Origin of the sequence: Mesorhizobium sp. M0136, from assembly GCF_040322515.1 — a bacterium.
Lineage (GTDB): Bacteria > Pseudomonadota > Alphaproteobacteria > Rhizobiales > Rhizobiaceae > Mesorhizobium.
In genome coordinates, this window is the sequence record NZ_JAMYTP010000004.1 from 198,025 (window position 1) to 218,345 (window position 20,321).

Annotated in this window: 18 protein-coding genes, 1 tRNA gene and 1 pseudogene; 10 read left to right on the forward strand and 10 right to left on the reverse strand. The window is 61.4% G+C overall.

Annotated features, from left to right (window positions below; genetic code table 11):
• Positions 1–23: 23 nt before the first annotated feature.
• From NKJ35_RS06475 to NKJ35_RS06485, 3 genes and pseudogenes are all read left to right on the forward strand, one after another.
• Positions 24–932, forward strand: coding sequence for an alpha/beta hydrolase (locus NKJ35_RS06475; protein WP_352645725.1), 909 nt, complete (start codon positions 24–26; stop codon positions 930–932).
• 123 nt (positions 933–1,055) lie between these two features.
• Positions 1,056–1,330, forward strand: a pseudogene (locus NKJ35_RS06480) (SDR family oxidoreductase); the annotation flags it as partial.
• 222 nt (positions 1,331–1,552) lie between these two features.
• Entirely contained in the window at positions 1,553–3,445 is a 1,893-nt protein-coding gene (locus NKJ35_RS06485; protein ID WP_352645726.1) for a L,D-transpeptidase family protein, read from the forward strand.
• 11 nt (positions 3,446–3,456) lie between these two features.
• Here NKJ35_RS06485 and NKJ35_RS06490 read toward each other — a convergent pair whose 3' ends face one another.
• The 4 genes from NKJ35_RS06490 to NKJ35_RS06505 form a co-directional block, all read right to left on the reverse strand.
• Positions 3,457–3,933, reverse strand: a complete 477-nt coding sequence (locus NKJ35_RS06490) for a hypothetical protein (RefSeq protein ID WP_352645846.1) — start codon at positions 3,931–3,933, stop codon at positions 3,457–3,459.
• A 127-nt stretch (positions 3,934–4,060) separates the two neighbouring features.
• Positions 4,061–4,312: a PepSY domain-containing protein gene (locus tag NKJ35_RS06495; RefSeq protein ID WP_254817240.1), complete on the reverse strand. Its 252-nt coding sequence runs from the start codon at positions 4,310–4,312 to the stop codon at positions 4,061–4,063.
• Between the two features lie 219 nt (positions 4,313–4,531).
• Positions 4,532–4,606, reverse strand: a tRNA-Val gene (locus tag NKJ35_RS06500).
• A 102-nt stretch (positions 4,607–4,708) separates the two neighbouring features.
• Positions 4,709–5,392, reverse strand: coding sequence for a phosphoglycolate phosphatase (locus NKJ35_RS06505; RefSeq protein WP_254817239.1), 684 nt, complete (start codon positions 5,390–5,392; stop codon positions 4,709–4,711).
• Positions 5,393–5,536: 144 nt separating this feature from the next.
• Between NKJ35_RS06505 and rpiA the strand changes: the two genes are divergently transcribed.
• From rpiA to gor, 3 genes are all read left to right on the forward strand, one after another.
• A complete protein-coding gene (gene rpiA, locus NKJ35_RS06510) occupies positions 5,537–6,268 on the forward strand; it encodes a ribose-5-phosphate isomerase RpiA (RefSeq protein ID WP_352478863.1) in 732 nt (243 codons plus the stop codon).
• Positions 6,255–6,833: a DUF2059 domain-containing protein gene (locus NKJ35_RS06515; protein WP_352645728.1), complete on the forward strand. Its 579-nt coding sequence runs from the start codon at positions 6,255–6,257 to the stop codon at positions 6,831–6,833. Before rpiA ends, NKJ35_RS06515 begins: the two co-directional genes overlap by 14 nt.
• 117 nt (positions 6,834–6,950) lie before the next feature.
• Entirely contained in the window at positions 6,951–8,339 is a 1,389-nt protein-coding gene (gene gor, locus NKJ35_RS06520; protein ID WP_352645730.1) for a glutathione-disulfide reductase, read from the forward strand.
• A 53-nt stretch (positions 8,340–8,392) separates the two neighbouring features.
• On the opposite strand, the gene mgtE is transcribed toward gor, so the two are convergent.
• From mgtE to NKJ35_RS06540, 4 genes are all read right to left on the reverse strand, one after another.
• Positions 8,393–9,751, reverse strand: coding sequence for a magnesium transporter (gene mgtE, locus NKJ35_RS06525; RefSeq protein ID WP_352645732.1), 1,359 nt, complete (start codon positions 9,749–9,751; stop codon positions 8,393–8,395).
• A gap of 271 nt (positions 9,752–10,022) precedes the next feature.
• Complete coding sequence (locus NKJ35_RS06530) at positions 10,023–11,912, reverse strand: ABC transporter ATP-binding protein/permease (RefSeq protein ID WP_352478859.1); 1,890 nt, start codon at positions 11,910–11,912, stop codon at positions 10,023–10,025.
• Positions 11,913–12,622: 710 nt separating this feature from the next.
• Positions 12,623–13,300, reverse strand: coding sequence for a DsbA family oxidoreductase (locus NKJ35_RS06535; protein WP_254817233.1), 678 nt, complete (start codon positions 13,298–13,300; stop codon positions 12,623–12,625).
• Between the two features lie 23 nt (positions 13,301–13,323).
• Positions 13,324–15,144: an extracellular solute-binding protein gene (locus tag NKJ35_RS06540; protein ID WP_352645734.1), complete on the reverse strand. Its 1,821-nt coding sequence runs from the start codon at positions 15,142–15,144 to the stop codon at positions 13,324–13,326.
• Between the two features lie 231 nt (positions 15,145–15,375).
• Between NKJ35_RS06540 and NKJ35_RS06545 the strand changes: the two genes are divergently transcribed.
• On the forward strand, positions 15,376–16,005 hold the full coding sequence (locus tag NKJ35_RS06545) for an invasion associated locus B family protein (protein ID WP_352478856.1): 630 nt from the start codon (positions 15,376–15,378) through the stop codon (positions 16,003–16,005).
• A 121-nt stretch (positions 16,006–16,126) separates the two neighbouring features.
• On the opposite strand, the gene hspQ is transcribed toward NKJ35_RS06545, so the two are convergent.
• Together hspQ and NKJ35_RS06555 are read right to left on the reverse strand one after the other, a co-directional pair.
• Positions 16,127–16,450: a heat shock protein HspQ gene (hspQ, locus tag NKJ35_RS06550; protein ID WP_023675043.1), complete on the reverse strand. Its 324-nt coding sequence runs from the start codon at positions 16,448–16,450 to the stop codon at positions 16,127–16,129.
• A 221-nt stretch (positions 16,451–16,671) separates the two neighbouring features.
• On the reverse strand, positions 16,672–17,880 hold the full coding sequence (locus NKJ35_RS06555) for a UbiH/UbiF family hydroxylase (RefSeq protein ID WP_352645736.1): 1,209 nt from the start codon (positions 17,878–17,880) through the stop codon (positions 16,672–16,674).
• A 61-nt stretch (positions 17,881–17,941) separates the two neighbouring features.
• On the opposite strand from NKJ35_RS06555, the gene NKJ35_RS06560 reads away from it, so the two are divergent.
• From NKJ35_RS06560 to pcsA, 3 genes are read left to right on the forward strand one after another with little or no spacing between them, the layout of a single operon-like run.
• Positions 17,942–18,880, forward strand: coding sequence for a DUF2182 domain-containing protein (locus NKJ35_RS06560; protein WP_352645738.1), 939 nt, complete (start codon positions 17,942–17,944; stop codon positions 18,878–18,880).
• A 13-nt stretch (positions 18,881–18,893) separates the two neighbouring features.
• The gene (locus NKJ35_RS06565) at positions 18,894–19,508 is read left to right on the forward strand and encodes a DUF1326 domain-containing protein (protein ID WP_352645740.1); all 615 of its coding nucleotides are present in this window, start codon (positions 18,894–18,896) and stop codon (positions 19,506–19,508) included.
• Positions 19,505–20,320 carry a phosphatidylcholine synthase gene (gene pcsA, locus NKJ35_RS06570; RefSeq protein ID WP_254817227.1) on the forward strand — a complete coding sequence of 272 codons (816 nt, stop codon included), beginning with the start codon at positions 19,505–19,507 and terminating at the stop codon, positions 20,318–20,320. Before NKJ35_RS06565 ends, pcsA begins: the two co-directional genes overlap by 4 nt.
• Position 20,321: the final 1 nt, after the last annotated feature.

Sequence of the window (20,321 nt, forward strand, 5' to 3'; positions counted from 1 at the left end):
GAACCAATGAATGGATCGCCACTATGGCATCATTTGGACTGAAGGTCATCCGCGGCACGTTCGGAGTGGCTGAGCATGTGGCACCGCGACTCACCGGGCGCGCTGCATTCGAGCTGTTCTGCCGCACGCCGCATGAGAAGAGCTTGAGTGAAGGCGAGCGCCGCGCAATCGATCGCGCCGCCGATTTCATGACCCAGGCACGACATCACCGGCTAAAGACCAGAACCGGCTGCGTCATGGTGCATGAATTCCGGCCCGAGCCGGGCAGGGCCACTGCCGGCACCGTGCTCGTCATCCATGGTTGGCGTTCGCGCACCGAATACATGCGCACGCTGATCGAGGCCTATCGCGATGCTGGCTATAAGGTCGTCTCGCTCGACCTGCCGGGCCACGGCCAGTCGCAGGGCCGCCGGCTTACCCTGGTCAGTGCGGTCGATGCGGCACGGGTTGCCGGCGAGTGGTTCGGGCCGTTTGCCGCGATCGTCGGCCATTCCTTTGGTGGTGCCGTTGCCGCCAATGCAGTTGCCGGTTCAATCAGGAACATCCCGCGATTGGCGGCCGGGCGATTGGTGCTTATCGCTGCGCCGAGCTCCCTGCCGGCAATCTTTGCTGATTTCAGTCGCATGCTGAATGTCGGCTCGCGCTCGCAGGTCGCCATGGCCGACCGGGTCGAGCGTATCGCCGGCCGACCGTTGCACGAGTTTACCGGTGATCGCCAGCTGGCAAGCACGCTGCTGCCGACGCTGGTGATCCACGCGCCGGACGACCGCGAAGTGTCCGCCGATCATGCAAGGCTCTACGCGCGCGCCGGAGACCATGTGCGGCTGTACTGGGCCGACGGGCTCGGCCACCGCCGCATTCTCGCCGACAAGGGTGTGGTGGAGCGTGCCGTTGGCTTCGTTGCCGGCAGGCTGGAGCCGTCTCTGCAGTGATCTGAATGTCTGTTCTTGTCTGCTGGGTTCGATCGTCACGCCGCCACCCCGGTGCCGGCCATCGCTATCCAAGCCGCCATTGCCCCGGCCACCGTCGCCAGAAGGGCCGAGCGCGACGCGCCGAGCGCTTATTCGGCCAGCAAGGCTGCCTTGGTTGGCCTGACCAAAGGCCTTTGCCCGCGATCTCGGTCCGCGCGGCATCACCGCCAATGTCGTCCATCCGGGGTCGACCGATACCGGCAGCCGGCCCGCACGCCGAGCATCAGCGCCAGAAGATGGCGATGCCTCGCTTCGGAACGGCCGACGAGATCGCCGGCATGGTCGCCTGGCTTGCCGGTCCCGAAGGACGCTTCGTGACAGGCGCGGCATTGACCATCGACGGCGGCGCAAACGCGTGAGACTTGGTCACTGGACGGTTGCCGTTCTGGCCGAGGACGGCGTCGGATTCGCTTGACCGTCACGACGTTGTGAAACCGTTCTGCAACAGACGTTCCGAAATTTATGGAAGCTTAACGAAATCAGTATGAATCAGTGTAGTCACGCCTTACATCCGCCATGGGGTGGGCGAGACCGTGAAAGCGGTGCGGAACGGGATCCGGTTCAACCGGAGCGGGTGATCCATGAAACTCCTTGGAAGCAAAGCAACCGTGCTGCCGTTCGCGGTGGCCGCGGCAATGCTGGCCTTCGGGACGCCGCAGGTTGAAGCGCAAGGGTTCTTCGACATGCTTTTCGGCGGCGGCGTCAAACACGCACCGCCGAAAGGTAGCTTTCCGCCGCCACCGTCAAAATACAAGCCCAAGGCGCCAGCCGCTTCCGGTGGGGGTGGTGGTGCGCAAATCAGCAGCCCGTCCTATTACACCTACAAGAGCGATCCGCTGGTGCGCGTCGATTTTTCGGCACTGTCGGCAGCGCCTGAACCGGCAACGCCTCAGGATGCTGCGTTCGAGCCGGCGGCCACCGGGGCTACATTCCGCGAAGCCATTGCCGGGCTCGACGGCTATGACCTCTACGCCGAGAAGGACATCGCCAAGGCCCTAGTCGCCTATTACTCGGCCAATCCGGATTTCATCTGGGTGACAGGAACCAGTCCCAGCAGCCGCGCCCAGGATGCGGTGCGGGTGCTGGGCGAGGCCGCGAGCTACGGCCTGACGCCCGCCGACTACATCGTCGAAGTTCCGGCAGCAGGCGCATCGGCGGGCAATGCCGACGAACGCCTGAAAGAGCTGGTCCGCTTCGAGATGGCGCTGTCGGCGCGTGTCCTGCGCTACGCCCGTGACGCACAAAGCGGCCGCGTCGATCCCAACCGCATCACCGGCTACTACGATTTTCCGCCGAAGCCGCTCGACATGGAGGGGGTGCTGAAGACGCTGGCCCACACCCAGCAGGTGCGCACTTATCTCGAATCACGGCATCCACAGAATTCCGAGTATCAGGCGCTGCGCGTCGAACTGGAATCGCTACAGGCAAGCGCCGAGGACGAGATCGTCATCGATCCCAATCTGCTGTTGAAACCGGGGCAGACCAGCCCCGAGCTGCCGAAGCTTTTGACAAGGATCGCGCGCAATCTCGATGACGAGATGGGCGGTGCCTATGGCGAGGTGCTGGCGAGGCTCGCCACCAGCGAGGTCTACGATCCGGAGCTGGTGCCGGTGATCAAGGCGGTGCAGAAACGGGCCGGCATGAAAGGCGACGGCGTCATCGGCCCGCGTACCGTCGCATCGTTGGCCGGAACGTCCAAGGCCGACAAAATTCAGAAGGTTCGGGTTGCGCTCGAAGAATTGCGCTGGCTGCCTTCCGACCTCGGCAGCCCGCGCGTCTTCATCAACCAGCCGGCTTTCACCGCGAGCTATATCGACGACGGCGAGGAAAAGCTGAAGACCCGCGCCGTGGTCGGCAGGCCCACCAGCCAGACTGCTTTCTTCTATGATCAGATCGAGCAGGTCGACTTTCATCCCTATTGGGGCGTGCCGCAGTCGATCCTGGTCAACGAGATGTTGCCGCGGCTGCGGCGGGATCCTGGCTATCTCGACCGCGCCGGCTATGAGGTGGTCAATGCCCGCGGCAAGCGCATTCCCTCATCCTCAGTCGATTGGGGTGCCTATGGCGCAAAGATACCCTACGGCGTGCGCCAGCTGCCGAGCGAGGCCAATGCGCTGGGCGAGCTGAAGATACTGTTTCCCAACAAGCACGCCATCTACATGCACGACACACCACAGAAGTCATTTTTCCAGCGCGACATGCGCGCGCTCAGCCATGGTTGCGTTCGCTTGCAGGATCCGCGCGGCATGGCGGCTGCCGTGCTCGGTACCTCGGTCGACTACATCGAGGACAGACTGAAACACGGACATTCGACCGAGGACGTGACACGCAAGATCCCGGTCTATGTCGCCTATTTCACCGCATGGCCGGACCTGTCCGGCAAGGTCGAATACTTCAACGACGTCTACGGCCGCGATACAAGGCTGCAGCAGGCGCTCGACAGCACGGAAGCGGTGCGTTCGCCGGCAAGCTGACGAATGCGGTTCTAGCGCTGAAACAGTGGACGCCGGAAACCCGCATCGCGTCCGGCGATGAGCCAATAGACCAAGCCCGCGACAACGCCTGCGGCGGCAATGATGCCGATATCGGCCCAGCGCTCCGGGTTCGTGTCGTCCGGTACACTGGGCCAGATCAAGGCGAAGCCGCCAACCGCGGCCGCCGCGCCGAAGATCATGTGCAGCCAAAAACTGCGCAGCGAGAAAAACTCGGCAATCAGTGCGAAGATCAGCGTCTGCAGGCCGGTCAGCACGATTGTCAGAAAATAGATGAACATGCCGAGCGGCGGCAACAGCAGCACCGCAACCGGGGTGACACCCATGACGTCGAAATAATTCGGTGCATTTGGCAGCGAACTCAGCCCGCCATAGATCGCCGCCACCGCGATCAGCCCAACCAGTACCGCTATGAAATAACCCGCGAGCATCATCAGAAAGCGTTTCAATACGTGCTTTACCGTCGCCATGCCCACCCCCGCGCGCAATGATAGCACCCAGTCAGCCATCAAAGTCATATCTACGCAAGGGTGTGCCGAAGGCCGCGGGCCTTCGAGGAGCGGCATTTTTTAGAATCTGGACCGTTGGCGGCCAGCCTCATTTCGGCGCGGCTGTCACCGGATCATAGGTGATTTCAACTTTCGCCTTGTCGTTCGTGTAATAAATGACGGTGTAGGCGCCGCTGTCCCAATCGATTTCCTTGATGTAGCGGAAGTCGTCGCGCTGCTCGACCTTGGCGATGATTTCCGACAGCTTCTTGGCATTCTGCGGCGGCACCGGATTTTCGTCCGCGGCAAAGGCCGATCCGCCGACAAGCAGCACGGCGGCCGCCAAAACAAGTCTGGACATGGCTTTCCCTCACATTTCGATGAGCAGAAACTCATCTACATACGGGTTTGTTCCCGGACTCGGGCTTGCGGATCGTCCAGACCGGCAATTGTGCCAAGCGTAAGTATGCCTGTCAGTCTTATAGCTTGCGGAAAAAGCGCACGGAAAACCAATGCGATCATGCGCTGGTTCTCGATCACGGCAGCCTTCCCCGTCGGTGATGGCTAAGTGCCGAAAAGATGGTGGGCGATGCAGGGATTGAACCTGCGACCCCACCCGTGTGAAGGGTGTGCTCTCCCGCTGAGCTAATCGCCCGCTCGTTGCCCGAAGGCCAAGCGCGCCGCGATATAAGGGAGGCCGGCCTGCGAAGTCAACCACTTGTCGGCCGTCATTTGGCCGTCTGGACTATGACCGGCTTCAGCCTTCCGCCGCGGCCATCAGCCCTTGTACCAGATCGAGCGTCAGCGAATCGAAATGCGAGATCACCGCCGACGGTTCGAACTCCCGCACATGACGATCGGTGTAGCCGAAATCGACTGCCACTACCGGAATGCCGGCGGCCTTTGCCGTGTCGATGTCTGTCTGCGAATCACCGACCATCAGTGCACGGTGCGGATCGCCGCCGGCACGCGCGATGGTCTGCGTGAGATGGCGCGGGTCGGGCTTGCGGAACGGAAAACTGTCCTGGCCGCAGATCGCCGCGAAATGCCTGGTCATACCGAGCGCCTCGATCAGCGCCACCGAATTGGCCTCATATTTATTGGTGCAGATGGCCAGCAGGTAACCGGCTGCCTCGAACCGTGCGATCGCCTCGGGAACGCCCGGGTAGGGGCGCGACTTGCCGGGAATGTTAACGGTGTAATGGTCCAGAAACAGCTTTAGCAGCCGATCGTGCTCCTCCACGGCCAGCGACCTGTGCTGCGCTGCATGGGCGCGCTCGATCATCACGCGGCCGCCATGGCCGACGAAACGCTTGAAGCCGGCTTCGTCTACGGCCGCGAGCTGGCTGGCGGCAAGGCTGTGGTTGAGACTGTCGAGCAGGTCCGGCGCCGTGTCGATCAGCGTCCCGTCGAGGTCGAACACGATGGTCGGTCGGGTCATGGCCTGTCCTGTGACGATTTGATTGCCGGCAGGCGATAACCGCTGCGGCCCGTTCAGGCAAGCCGGCTTATCCACCGCAGGCAAGGTCCTTTGACCCGCTCGGCAAAAATGCTACGAGCGCCGAAACAAATCTTGGGGCCCGGCATGGATGCGAGGCAATTGAAGGTTGAGGCCGCGCGGGCAGCGCTTGCCCATGTCACGGATGGCATGCGGCTCGGCATCGGCACCGGCACGACAGCGGATGAGTTCGTGCGGCTGCTCGCCGACAAGGTCGCCACCGGCCTGACTGTCATCGGCGTGCCGACCTCGGAGCGCACCGCCGTCCTTTGCACCCAGCTTGGTGTGCCGCTGTCGACCCTCGAGGAAACACCGGAGCTCGACCTCACCATCGACGGCGCCGACGAGATCGATCCGGCGCTGACATTGGTCAAGGGCGGCGGTGGCGCGCTGCTGCGCGAGAAGATTGTCGCGGCGGCCTCCGCCCGCATGATCGTCATCGCCGACAGCTCCAAGATGGTCGAGATGATCGGCCGCTTTCCGCTGCCCATCGAAGTCAACCGGTTTGGCCTGCGCGCCACCGAAATTGCGGTTGGCGCGGCGGCTGCAAACCTGAGCCTTTCCGGCCCTGTTACATTGAGGATGACGGGGAGCCAGCCATTTGTTACAGACGGCGGCCATTTTATCCTCGATGCATCTTTTGGCCGCATTCCGGATACAAGAGCGCTTTCGAATGCTCTCCACGCCATTCCCGGCGTGGTCGAGCATGGTCTTTTCATCGGGCTGGCGACAACGGCCATCATAGCCGGCGGCGACGGCATCCAAACCGTCCATGCCGCCCGAAAACCAAGGAGTTTTACCGATCATGATGTTGCATAACCGGGTTGGCCGCTTTTTTGCCATTCTGGCGGCCTCGGCCGTTTTCGCGTTTTCGTCGCCGGCATTTTCGCAGGACGTCACTGATGCGCATCTGAAGGCGGCGCGTGCCGCGGTCGCGGCGATCCATGCGACGGATACGTTCGACAACATCCTGCCGCAAGCGGCCGCGGCGCTCGAGCAGCAGCTGATCCAGAAGAACCCGGACATGCAGGAACTGATCGCCAAGACGATCAACGAGAAGGCGATGGCCTTGGCATCGCGCCGCGCCGACCTGGAAAAGGAAGCAGCGCTTGCCTACGCAAAGGTGTTCTCGGAAAAGGAACTCAATGAAATCGCCGCCTTCTACAATTCCGATTCCGGCAAGAAGCTGCTCGACAACGGCCCGATCGTGACGCGCGAACTGGTGAAGGCTGCCGAGATCTGGCAGAACGGCCTGGCTCGCGATCTCGCCCAGCAGGTCGGCGAGACCCTGGGTGCAGCGGCGAATGCCAAGGCGCAGGCTGCACCTGCCGAGGGTGCCGCCCCGGCAGACGGGGCTGCTCCCACGGACGCCACGCCGAATTGATCGGGGACTTCCGAGTGGCCTGACCGCCACTGGACCAGAAAGCCCGGCAAGTCCGGGCTTTTCTTTTGGTGGCTGGCAGCCTACCTGTCTCGTTGTTTGAGGGGCAGGAGCTGGACCATGGCCGGTTACGACTACGATCTTTTCGTCATCGGCGGCGGCTCCGGCGGGGTGAGGGCGGCGCGCGTCGCGGCTCTACTCGGCAAGCGTGTCGGCATTGCCGAGGAATTTCGTTACGGCGGCACCTGCGTGATCCGCGGCTGCGTGCCGAAGAAGCTTTATGTCTACGCCTCGCAATTCCCCGAGCATTTCGCCGACGCTGCCGGTTTTGGCTGGACGGTGCCTGAGGCGCATTTCGACTGGCAGAAGCTGGTCGCCAACAAGGACCGCGAAATCAGCCGGCTGGAGGCCGTCTACAAGAAGAACGTGCAGGGCGCCGGCGGTGAGGTCTTTCATTCGCGCGCCACCCTGGTCGATCCGCATGTGGTGCATCTTCTCGGTGAGGATCGCACCGTTACCGCCGACCAGATCCTGATCGCTACCGGCGGGCGCCCGGCGCCGCATCCGGCATTGCCCGGCCATGAGCACTGCATCTTTTCCAACGAAGCCTTCGACCTCAAGGAGCTGCCGAAGGCAATCATGATCGAGGGCGGCGGCTATATCGCCGTCGAATTCGCCAATATCTTTCATGGGCTGGGCGTCGACACGACTCTGGTCTATCGCGGCAAGGAGATACTCAGCCGCTTCGACATGGACCTCAGACGCATGCTGCACGAGACGATGGAAAAGAAGGGGATAAAAATCCTCTGCCACGCCGTGTCCGAGTGGGTCAGGAAGCGCCCTGACGGCCGGCTCGACGCGCTTGTCACCGGCGGCACCGTGCTGACGGTCGACCAGGTCATGCTCGCCATCGGCCGCATTCCCAATACCGAGAACATGGGGCTGGAAGGCGTCGGCATCGAGATGACCAAAACCGGGGCAATCCAGGTCGACGAATACTCCCGCACGAACATCGACAACATCTGGGCGATCGGTGACGTCACCCACCGCGTGCAATTGACGCCGGTGGCGATCCACGAGTCGATGTGCTTCGTCGAGACCGCCTTCAAGGACAATCCGATGGCGCCCGACCATGACACGATCGCTACCGCAGTCTTTTCACAGCCCGAGATCGGCACGGTCGGCCTGTCGGAGGATGAGGCGGCAAAGCGCTTTTCGGATCTTGAAATCTACCGCGCCACCTTCCGGCCGATGCGGCACACGCTTTCCGGCCGCGATGAAAAGATGCTGATGAAGCTGGTCGTCGACGGCGCGTCGAAAAGAGTCCTCGGCGCCCATATCCTCGGGCCGGACGCCGGCGAAATGGCGCAGCTTCTCGGCATACCGCTGAAGGCCGGGCTGACCAAAGATGATTTCGATCGCACCATGGCGGTGCATCCGACCGCGGCGGAAGAACTCGTCACCATGTACAAACCGACTTACCGGGTGAGAGATGGTGAGCGCGTCTGACGCGACGACGACCCATCGCGGCAACGAGATTGCCGCGATGGAAGTGCGTGATCTTACAGCAATGTTCCGCGCAGGATTACCAGCGCCACAGAAAAATAGATCACCAGCCCGGTGACGTCGACCAGCGTGGCGACGAACGGGGCCGATGCGCTGGCCGGGTCGAAGCCGATGCGCTTCAGGGCGAACGGCAACATCGATCCAGACAGCGAGCCGAAAGTGACGATGCCAACCAGCGTGGCGCCGATCGTCATTGCGATCAGCGGCCAGTGCGGGCCGTAGTCGTAGAAGCCGAAATATTGCCAGAGCGCGATGCGGCCGACGCCGACTACGCCAAGGATCGAGCCAAGCACCAGGCCGGTGGGCAGCTCCCGCAGGGCCACCCGCCACCAGTCGCCAAGGCCGATCTCGCGCAGCGCCAGGGCTCGGATGACGAGCGAGGTCGCCTGCGAGCCGGAATTGCCGCCGGAGCTCATGATCAATGGAATGAACAGGGTCAGCACGATCGCCTTTTCCAGCTCGCCCTCGTAGCTCTGCATCGCATTGGCGGTCAGCATCTCGCTGATAAACAGCGCACACAGCCACCCGGCGCGCTTCTGGATCATCGCCAGAAAACCTATCTTCATATAGGGCTCGTCGAGAGCCTCCATGCCGCCGAAACGATGCACGTCCTCGGTCGTTTCCGAGATCATCGTATCGATGATGTCGTCGATGGTGACGATGCCGAGGAGCTTGCCGTTGTCCACGACCGGGACGGCGAGCAGATCATATTTGGAGATCAACTGAGCAACCTTTTCACTATCGGTCAGCGGTGAAACAGTGATAGGCGCACGATCCGGCGCTATTGCCATGATCAGTTCGTCGGGTTCGCCAGCGATCAGTCGACGCAGGCTGGTCGAGCGCAACAGGACCTGCGTTTGCGGATCGACGATGTAGATCGCGTAGACGGTTTCGCGCGTCCGCTCGACCTTGCGAATGTAATCCAGCGTGCGGGCAACGCTCCAGTCCGGCGGCACGCCGACATATTCAGTCGTCATGAGCGAGGCGGCGCTGCCCTCGGGGTAGCCGAGAATAGCAAGCAGCGTCGCGCGCAGCGGTGGCGCCAGGCCGCCGAGCAGCTCGGAACGAGCCGGTTCGTTCAGATCGCGCAGTATGTCGGCGGCGCGGTCGACCGACATGGCGGCAAGCAGTCTGCCTGCCTTGATGCGGGGTAGTGCCTCGACGAGTTCGGATGCGCCGTTGAGCTTCGGCTGGTCGAAGATCTCGACCAGCCGCTCGAACGGCACTTCGCAAAGCAGCTCCGATGCCGTCTCGCGAGGCTCCTGGTTCAGCGCCTCGACCATGTCGGCGACATGTTCGTTGGCAAGTACGCGGGCGATGGCATCGCCGCCCGCAACGGGGGAAAACTCGTTCATGGCTCACTCCTTGCCGTCCGGCAGGACGTGAGCCTGTCAGATCACGTCAAGCGGACGGCGGTTGCGTTCGACTGTGACTGTCGCCAGGCATGGCGCGGTGACCTTTCTGCTCGCGGGTTCGAGTTGAGATTCTGCAAGCCGGCGCAACATAGGAGCGTGCCTTGCCAAGTCAATCGCGAGAGCGGGTTAAAACGGCGGCAGACCGACCGGATCGCGAGACTGTGATCGGGCTACGTCACAGGCAGGCTGGATGCTGGCAATGGTGCCGCAGCTATCTCTGCTTAAGCCGGCGGGGAAAGCGCAGCCACTTGTCCTCGGCCGGCCGCGTCGGCTGCGTGAGGATGGTGGTGAGCTCGACCGGCAAGCTCGGAACCAGCGGCTTCTTGGTGGCGACGCCGTCGGCGATCGCAACGACGCTGTGGTAGAATTCGGTGCCCGCGAGCGATCTCGGTGGCGTCGCCTCATGCATGATCGAGATCACAGTTGCATCAGGGCAATTGTCCTTGATCGCCTGGTGGAAGGCGATCCGTCCATCGGGGTCGAGAGCGCCAGTGGCTTCATCGAGGAACAGCAATCCCGGCTGCTGCAGCACGATACGGGCGACAACCAGCTTCTGTTTCTGCCCACCCGAGAGAACCTGATCCCAGATCTTTCCTTCACGGCTCTCATCGGCCAAATGCTCGATGAAATCGCCGAGGCCGGCCTTGTGCAGGGCGGATGCGACCTGCACGTCGGGATAATCATGCTCGGAACCCGGCAGGCAGACCAATTGCTTCAGCGAAACCTGCTGCAGCTTCACCTCCTGGGCGGCGTAGAAACTCCTGACCCCTTCCGGGAAGACGATGGTGCCGCGGCCATAGGGCCAAAGGCCGTTGATCGCCTTGATCAGCGAGGTCTTGCCGCAACCGGATTCGCCCTTCAGGAAAGTCCATTCGCCACGCCGGAAGCGCAAGTTCGCGGCACTCAGGAAGGGCGTTGCGTCCTCGCCCTGATGCGCTAGCTCTAGTTTCTGGATGGTCAGGCCGAAAACAGGGTTTTGGCGGTCGTAGCGAAAATCGGAGCGGCCGGTCTGCTGATAAAATTCCTGCGGGTGCTGAACGTTTTCGATCGCGTTTGCGAGTTCGGTGACGCGCTGGCTGTTGGCCCGCAGCGCGGCGATGGCAGGCATGACATGGATGAACCACGAGCATTGACTGATCAGCGAGTTGACCATCTCGGAGCCGGTTATGTAGCCCTTGAGATCGAACCCGTTATGGATGAAGGGAACCAAGCCTGGCCCGTAGGCGACAATGCGGGCACCGATGAAATTGTAGATCAGCTCGAACGAATTGTAGCCTGTGTTGACGATGTTCAGCCGCGCCCAGGTGCGGTCGATGTCGACATAGCGCTGGCTGTGCACTGCCTTCTGCACGTTCTCGCCTTGCGATGCGGCGACATGAAAACTGCGGCGCAGAAAGGTGATCAGCTCGCCGCGATAGCTGCCTTCGGCCTGCTGCATCCTGACATTGAGCCGTTCCAGCAGCCTGCCCAGCTTGACGGCGATCCAGGTGTTCAACGGTACGTAGGTGGCGACTGCCAGAAAGGCGAGGACGGCGCTGCCATAGCTGCCGAGGAACTCCAGCCCTTTGACCTCCGCCGAGTGTGCAAGCAGTTGCTGGCCGACGAAATACAATGAAGTAGCAACGGCCAAAACCCCCATCGCGAGGCCGATGGCGCCGCCCGTCATATCCTTGATCGATTCCTGGATGCGCTGGTCGATATTGTCGGGAGCGGCGGCACCTGACGAGCCATGCTGAGCGTGGAAATGGGTGTGATTGGAATCAAGCAGGGCTTCGTTGAACTGGCTGTCCAGCCAGCCGCGCCACTTGCGATGCAACGTTGCGGACACCAGGCTGCGGATACCGGTAAAACCCGCATCCTTGAGCAAGACCAGGAGGACAAGTATCCCGGCATTGGCCAGCAGTGTCTGAAGCGGGGTGGTGTTCGCGGCATCATGGAAAAAGGCGATCGAGTTGACCAGCTCTCCGGATGCTACGGCAAACCACACGCCTGACTTGCTGGAGAGCGCGGTGAGCAGGGCGATCACCAGCGTCAAGGTCCAGGCTTCCACCCACTTGTCCGAAAACCAGTAGGCCCGCATCAGGCCCCAGAAGCTGCGCATCGACGATACGGGCGTAAGGGGCGACTGCCTTGCGGCACCGCGGAGCCATTTTTCCGATATTGAATGTCGCGTTGGTCTATCGACCCGAATCACTATCCCGCCCAAACGATTTTTCTTTTATTACGGACAGTAACACCAATTGATCATTTTCCATTAGCTTTTCACCAGCCGCGGGTGGCTTAACTCGCCGGCCGTTGCAGTGGAGCAACAGAGTGGATGATCACGGGGCTGTGCCGTCGGAATTCTAGGCGCTTGATATCAATGCAATTTCAATATGTTACCTGCCTGCGCCGGAGAAAGTAAGGACCTTCCCTTGGGGAAGGCCCTCACACAGCTTTGTGAACGTAGAAGCGCCGTCCAGCGGTCGATCTTCACAGCCTGAACCGATCTTCAGCGCGCCCCTACGGCCAGGTCCGACCTCGTTGGCGGCCAGAACGCGACCTGTATGATTCGTGGGTGAAGCCGCCTTGTCGGGAGAGCCCGTAATCAGCCAAGCAACGACGTTGCCCCTACGTCCAGGATGCGGACCGACATCGAATTCCGACACAGATCACGAACCCGGGCGAGCAGGGCCTAGGGCAACAGCTGGAGCAAGGGGCCGTTTTCCTGCCAGTCCTCCACCAAGGGATTGACCTGCACCGGCAAGCATGGCCATGGCTTTTTCGTCAGCAAGGCCAAGGTGACGGTGAAGTAGTCGAAAATAGTCCGGCTCAGTTCGCCGTCTCCAGTTCGCCGCGTGCCTTGGCCGCAGCCACCTGGCGCAGCGCATCGGCAAGCGTATCGGCGTCCTGGGCGCCCATCACCGCATATTTGCCTTCAAGCAGAAAGCACGGCACGCCCGATATGCCCATGCGCGAAGCAGTGGCGATTTCGGTGCGCACCGCCTCTACATCGGCGTCCGTCGACAGAAGCGTTTCGACGACGGAGGCATCCATGCCGGCCTCGCGGGCGGCTTCGATCAGCACGGCATGATCGCCGAGATTGGCGCCTTCTTCGAAATTCAGCTGGAACAGCCGGCGCACCAGCCGGTTCTGAACGGCCTCGCCGGCCGTCCCGGCCCAGCGAATGAGCCGGTGCGCATCCAGCGTATTGGGCGCGACCTTGATGGCGTCGAAGGCAAAGGAAATCCCCTCAGCCTCGCCCAACGGCTCGATCCGGGCATGGATTTCGCGGATGCGTTGCTCGCTGCCGAATTTCGCCACCATGTAGTCGCGGCGGTTCTTGCCTTCGGGCGGAATCGTCGGGTCGAGCTGGAAGGGCCGCCAACGTATGTGAACGTCGATGTCGACGGCGGCAATCGCCTTGTCGAGCCGTTTCTGGCCGATAAAGCACCAGGGGCACACGACGTCGGAGACCACATCGACGGTAATCGAGTTCTCGTCGTTCATCTTGATCTCCTGTTCTGAAGAGGTCACTTCGGTTTGCGCCACCAGGTCGGCAACTGATAACCGTATATGGGCGTCTTTTGCGGATGTTCCAGATAGTTCCAATAAGCGAGCCATTGCTGGTTGTTGTGCTGGGTCGGCACCATGTAATTGCCTGAGATCAGCAGCCGGTCGAGGACCCGGACAGCAGCGACATAGTCCTCCTTCGAGCGGGCTCTCAACATCGCCTCGATCGCCGCGTCCACTGCGGGGTCGGCGACACCCGCTAGGTTGAACGAGCCTTCGGCCTTGGCGGCAGCGGATCCCCAGCGCCCGGCTTGCTCGATACCGGGCGACAGCGAGTTGTTGAAACCAGTCGAGCCGACCAGCACCTCGAAATCGAAACGCTGCTTGCGCGACTGGATCTGATCGCCGTCGAGGCTGCGGATGCCGACATCGATGCCGAGCTTCTCAAGGGTGCGCTGATAGATAGCGGCAAGTCGCTCTTCGTCCTGCGAGGCGGTCAGGATCTCGAAACCGAACGGCTTTCCCTGGGGATCGAGCATCGCGCCGTCCTGCACCGTATAGCCCGCGCTCTTCAGCAGCTCGAATGCCGCCTTCAGCACCTTGCGGTCCTGGCCGGAGCCGTCGGTAACCGGCGGCCTGTAGGTGCCGTCCATGACATCTGCGGGCACACGGCCGGGGTAGGGGGCCAGCAGGGCCTTTTCCTTTTCGCTGGCCGGGTGGCCGAGCGCGGACAGCTCGGAATTCTGCCAAAAGCTCATCGTGCGCGTGTATTTGCCGCCGAACAGATTCTTGTTGGCCCATTCGAAATCGTAGAGCATGCCGAGCGCGCGCCGCACGACCGGATTGGAAAATTTCGGCAGCCGCGTGTTGAACAGGAAACCGTTGACCACCGGCGGAATGCTGGTATCGAAAGTTTCGGCAATGACCTCGCCCCTGTGGAAGGCCGGAAAGTCGAGATCGCGCTCGCGTTTGACTGGGTCGCTGTCGTCGTCGATGGCGCAGATGCCTTTCTTGAACGCTTCCTGCTTGGCGTTGGCGTTGAGGAAATACTCGATGGTGATCTGGTCGTAATTGTCGAAGCCGCGCTTGGACGGCACGTCCTTGCCCCAATAGGGCGGATTGCGCTTGAACACGATGCGCTGGCCGGGCACGACTTGCGCCACCGTGTAAGGCCCGCTGCCGATCACCGGCTTCAGCGTCGTCCTGTCGAAAGTGTCCTTGTTGAACGCGTGTTTCGGGATGATCGGCGTCAGCGCAATGATTAGCGGAAATTCGCGGTCCGCCTTTTCGTTGAAAGTGAAGCGCACACTGCGGTCGCCGGTCTTTTCGAGCTTGGCGATCGCTTTCATTCGCTGGCTGTAAGGTGGCCGACCCTTCTCGGTGAAGACATCATAGGTGAACAACACGTCTTCCGGCGTCACCGGCTCGCCGTCCGACCATTTGGCCCTGGGATCGAGGTGGAATTCGATGCTCTTGCGCTCGGGATCCATGTCGGCGGTATCGGCGAGCAGGCCGTAGAGACTGAAGGCCTCGTCGTAGTTGCGCTGCATCAACGGCTCGAAGACAAGATTGCCAAAAGCTTGATCCATCATGCCGCGCGCGGTGGTGCGCAGACTTCTCAGGATGAACGGATTGAGATTGTCGAAGCTGCCGACGACACAAAAGGTAATGCTGCCGCCTTTCGGCGCGTCGGGATTGACGTAGTTGAAATGATCATAGTCGGCCGGCAGCGCCGGCTCGCCCTGCATGGCAAGCGCGTGCTTCGGTTCCGACAAAGCCGGCTGCAGGGAAAGGTCGACAAACAAGATTGTGGCGATCAGCCAAACGACAACGCGGCCCATGACCGTCTCCTTCCCGATTCGATGCGCAGCATACATGAGCCGGTCGTGCACCGGCCAATCCCTCGACCCAGTCCCTCGGCCAAGATTCGCGCGGCCCGGGCTGGATTCGGCGTCGCTTGCAGTGTAACACGCCGTCCGAAGTCATTCTGTTGCCTCATTTCGGCAACAGGTAGCTGGACCACACGGCATGAAAAAAGCCGGTCCCGGGATCATTTGAGAGGAATGCACGACATGACGAGCCTGAACAGCAACGCGTACCGCCTGTCGGTCATGGCCGCTGGCGTGGTCGGCATTCTGGGCGCCGGGATTCCCGCTGCTGTCGCGCAGCAGCAACAGCAGATTCCGCAAGGCTGGTTCAAGGCCTGCACCAAGCAGGAAGATGTCGACATTTGCAATGTCCAGAACATCACCACCGCCGGCAATGGTCAGCTCATCACCGGCGTCAGCCTGATCGAATTGAAGGGCAAGGTGAACCGCAAGGTGTTCCAGGTGACGGTTCCGACCGGCCGTTTGGTTCCTCCCGGCATCGGCCTCCAGATCGACGCCGGCAAGGCGCAGAAGCTCGAGTACGTGATCTGTTTCCCGGATCGCTGCGTGGCGGAAGTGCCGCTGACCGATCAGCTCGTCGCGTCCTTCAAGAAAGGTTCGAACCTGACGCTGACCTCGGTCAATTTCCAGAACCAGCCGAACCCGATCAAGATCGCGCTGACCGGCTTCAGCGGCGCCTTCGACGGCCCGCCGCTGCAGCAGTCGGACATCGAGGACCGACAGAAGAAGCTCCAGGAGTTCGTCGCCAAGAACAATCAGGATTTTGCCAAGAAGCTCAAGGAAGAGCAGGAAAAGGCAAAGGCCGCCAACTGATCGACGGGTTTTCGAACAAAACAAAAAGCGGGGTTCATACCCCGCTTTTTTATTGAATCGGCTGATTATCGGGTCCAGACTTGTCTCAAGCCTGTCCGAGCCCAGCCAGATCCCGACTAAGTCAATGTCTCAATTGGTGCTTCGGCTCGTAGCGCCCGTCCGGCTTCTTGTCGAACATTTCACCAATCTGCGGATGCCGAACCGGTTCGCCCGACCGGTCCTCGAGTAAATTCTGCTCGGACACATAGGCGATGTATTCCGTCTCCGAATTCTCGGCGAGCAGATGATAGAAGGGCTGGTCCTTGCGCGGCCGCACGTCAGCGGGGATCGCCTCGTACCATTCGTCGGTATTGGCGAATTGCGGATCGACGTCGAAAATGACGCCGCGGAACGGAAACAGCCGGTGGCGAACCACCTGTCCGATCGAGAATTTGGCTGTTTTCATCGCACTCACCACTTGAACTTCTTGAACGCCACGCATCCTGGAACACGCAAGGAAACGCTCCAGAATTTTAGATTCTACACACCGGTCAGGCAAAGATCGGCCCAGGCCTCACGGTCGACATCGTCATTATTTGGCGCAGACGCCGCGTCAATTCAATCCCGATCAGCTTGATGCCGGGTTGAGCATCCCAAGATGCGGATCAAGGGCGGTGGCCAAGATCGCTATCGCTCAGCCGGTTTTCGCAATCCGCCAAAAAACGCCGCAAAACCGCTGCCGGGTCGAAGACCCTCGCGCATGAAAAACGCCCGCAACGGCGCAAACCCCTCAAGCGCGCCAAGACCAGCGCTGCGCATCAGCTGGGCCGGCAGCATGTCGGAAAGCAACGACATGTTCAGCAGGTTGACCGCGCTGCTGCGCGCCAGAATGTCCGGCCGCCGCTTGAAATCATAGGCTGCAAGCGCCTGGGCGGCGCCCGGGTCCGAGCGGTTTCTGCTTGCGGTACCAATCAGGTCGTCAATGTCCCGGATGCCGAGATTAAGCCCTTGCGCGCCGATTGGGGGAAACACGTGGGCGGCTTCACCGACAAGTGCCACGCGGCGATGCGCAAACCGCCACGGGCTCACCGCTGAAAGTGGGTAGACCTGCCGGCCGGGCTCAACCGACACGCGGCCCAGCATCGATTGCATCCGCTGTTCGACCCGCGTCGAAAGCTCCGCCTCGTCGAGTGCTGCAAGATCCTTGGCGATTTCGGGTTCGAGCACCCAGACAAGGCTGGACCGGTTGCCGGGCAGGGGAACCTGTGTGAACGGACCGGTCTCGGTGTGGATTTCGGTCGAGGTGAATGCATGGTCGCTGCGGTGACCGAAATTGAGCACCAGCGCCGCCTGCGGAAAGGATCGGACCGAGGTCCGGATGCCGGCTGCCTCGCGGGCCGGCGATTGACGGCCATCGGCGGCAACTGCCAACGATGCCTCGATCTCGCTACCGTCGGCGAGAACGGCATGGGCATGGTCGGCATCGAGGCGCCATGCCTCCACCATCGACTTTCGCCATTCGATGCCCGAATGCGCGACAGCCTCGGCTAGCGTGCGGTTGAGAACGCTGTTGGGCAAGTTCAGCCCGAATTGCTCTTCGTTGATCTCGCTGGCGCGAAAGGTCACTGTCGGGCTGCGGATCAGCCGGTTGGTTGCGTCAACGATACGCATCACCTTGAGCGGCGCTGCGTGCGGCCTGATTACGTCGAAGATCCCTAGCCGTTCGAACATCTCTAGGGCAGGGTTCATCAAGGCTGTCGTCCGGCCGTCGGGGCCGGCTGCGTCGGGTCCGACGAGCGTCACGGGAAAGCCCGCCTCGGCAAAGCCAAGCGCCGCGATCAGCCCCGCAGGGCCGCTGCCGGCGACCAGTATCCGTGCTGTTTCCCGATGGTTCAAATTCGGCTTCCGGATTGCGAGGTGAGGCCTGTCCGACCTGCTGGTCCATATAGGTCAGGTGATGCCGCTTGATCAACGCGGCGATTCGGCCCATTCGGTTGCCATGACCGGCCAACAAGACGATTTCAGCCACCTCGACGGTACCGGCCGCGCGATGGCGAGCGTTGCGCGCAACCCGCGACTGACCGTGAGCGTTGTTGCCGGCATGGGCATCGCCCTTGCCTGGCTCCTTCTCGGCGTAATGGCAGTTCGGGGGGCGGCAAGCCGGCTCCCGGGCGCCGATGTACCGGGCGACGCCGTGCTGGAATACCTGCCGCTACTGCCGTTGCCGGATTTCCTTGCGCGTTTCTTCGCCCTCTGCCTTGCGCCGGCGCCGCTTCGCGCTAGCCTAGGCGCGCAAGGCGGGGCACTCACCGCGATGTGGCTTTTGATGGCCATCGCGACCATGCTGCCCTCCGCGGCGCCGATGATCCGCACCTATTGCGAGATCGCGGATACCGCCCGGATCAAGAGGCAGCCGGCCGTCCATCCGCTGATCCTGGTCGCTGGATATTTGAGCGTCTGGCTTGTCGCCTCGGCCATGTTCGCTGCCCTGACGCTCGCAATCCATGCATTCGCCTCATCCGGGCAGATGCTCGATCCGCTGGTTGGAATTGCCGGGGCAGCCGCGCTGTCGATGGCTGGTCTCTATCAGTTCAGCTGGCTGAAGGAAGTCTGTCTGGACAAGTGCAGAAATCCGTTCTCGGTCCTGTTCGCCAACTGGAGCGCCAGGCCCATTCGTATTTTGCGGCTCGGCATGAAGCAGGGCCTGTGGTGCCTTGGATGCTGCTGGGCTCTAATGCTGGTAATGTTTGCCGTCGGTGTGATGAACGTGTTCTGGATGGCGCTGATCGGCTTGTTCAGCCTGGTCGAAAAACAGACGGCAGGCAATCTGCCGACGCGGCTGGTCGGTGCGATACTGCTTGTCTGGGCAGCAGCGCTACTAGTAGTCTCGACATGAGGGGGACAATTCGATGACAGACCAAAACTGGGCAATGAAGGGAGAACTCGTCCTCTCCTGCAATTGCACGGTTTTTTGCCCTTGCGTTCTGTCGCTCGGCAACCATCCGCCTACGGAAGGCTATTGCCAAACCTGGGCGGGGTTCCGCATCGATGCCGGCCATTTCGGCGACGTCGACCTGTCCGGTCTCAATCTTGGGCTGATCATGGAAATCCCCGGCTATATGAGCCGCGGCAACTGGACGGCCGGCCTTTTCATCGACAAGCGCGCCTCGGTTTACGCTGTGAAGGGACTGACGAAGATATTCACCGGCAAGGCCGGTGGAACCACATCGCTGCTTTCCATCCTGGTCGGACAGTTCCTCGGCGTCGAGCAGGTGCCGATCACCTATGAGACGCGTGAGAAAACACGCATCTTCCAGATACCGAAGATCATCGATGGTGCGGTGACGCCGATCGCCGGCAAGGATCGCGACAAGGATACGGTCATCAGCAATTCGGAATACTGGATTGCGCCGGAAATCATCGTCGCCAAATCCGACAAGAGCAAAATGCGGGCCTTTGGACGCAACTGGAACTTTGCTGGCCGCTCGGCCGAAATCTGCAAGCTGGATTGGCGGGGCCCGTGAGCAAGAAGACGACGGCCAGGAAAATCGCCGACCGGATTCCGCGGCCGAAGAAGAAAGTCACATGGCCTCAGGCGCGGGCGTTCTCGGTCCATCTCTTGACCGCGTCGGGCTCATTCCTGGCGTTTCTGTCGCTGGTGGCAGCAAGCGAGCAGCGCTGGACGGCGATGTTCTGGTGGCTGGGCCTGGCGCTTTTCGTCGACGGCATCGACGGGCCGATCGCCAGGAAGCTCGACGTCAAGGAAATCCTGCCGACATGGTCGGGCGAACTGCTCGACAACATCATCGACTACGTGACCTACGTGTTGATTCCGGCCTTCGCGCTCTATCAGCGCGGCTTCATGGGCGAGCGCCTGTCGTTCCTGTCTGCCGCGATAATCGTGGTGTCGAGCGCGATCTACTATGCCGATACCGGCATGAAGACGAAGGAGAATTTCTTCAAAGGCTTTCCGGTCGTCTGGAACATGGTGGTGTTCACGCTGTTCGTCATCGAACCAGGACAATGGGTTTCCTTCGCCGTGGTCGTGGTGGCCGGCATTCTCACCTTCGTGCCGATCAATTTCATCCATCCGGTGCGGGTGAAGCGGCTGCGGCGCGTCAATCTCGGCATGACGCTGCTTTGGTGCGCTTTCGGCGCGCTGGCGCTGGCGCAGGCCGCACTTGCCTCCTTCTACGACCAGATCGGCGTGCTGGGCGAGCAGGTCAGCGACTTCATCAAGATCGGGATCACGGTCACCGGGCTTTACCTCGCCTGCATCGGCGCTATCATGCAGTTCTTTCCAAATCTCGGCGCCAAGCCGGACAAGAAAGCCTGAT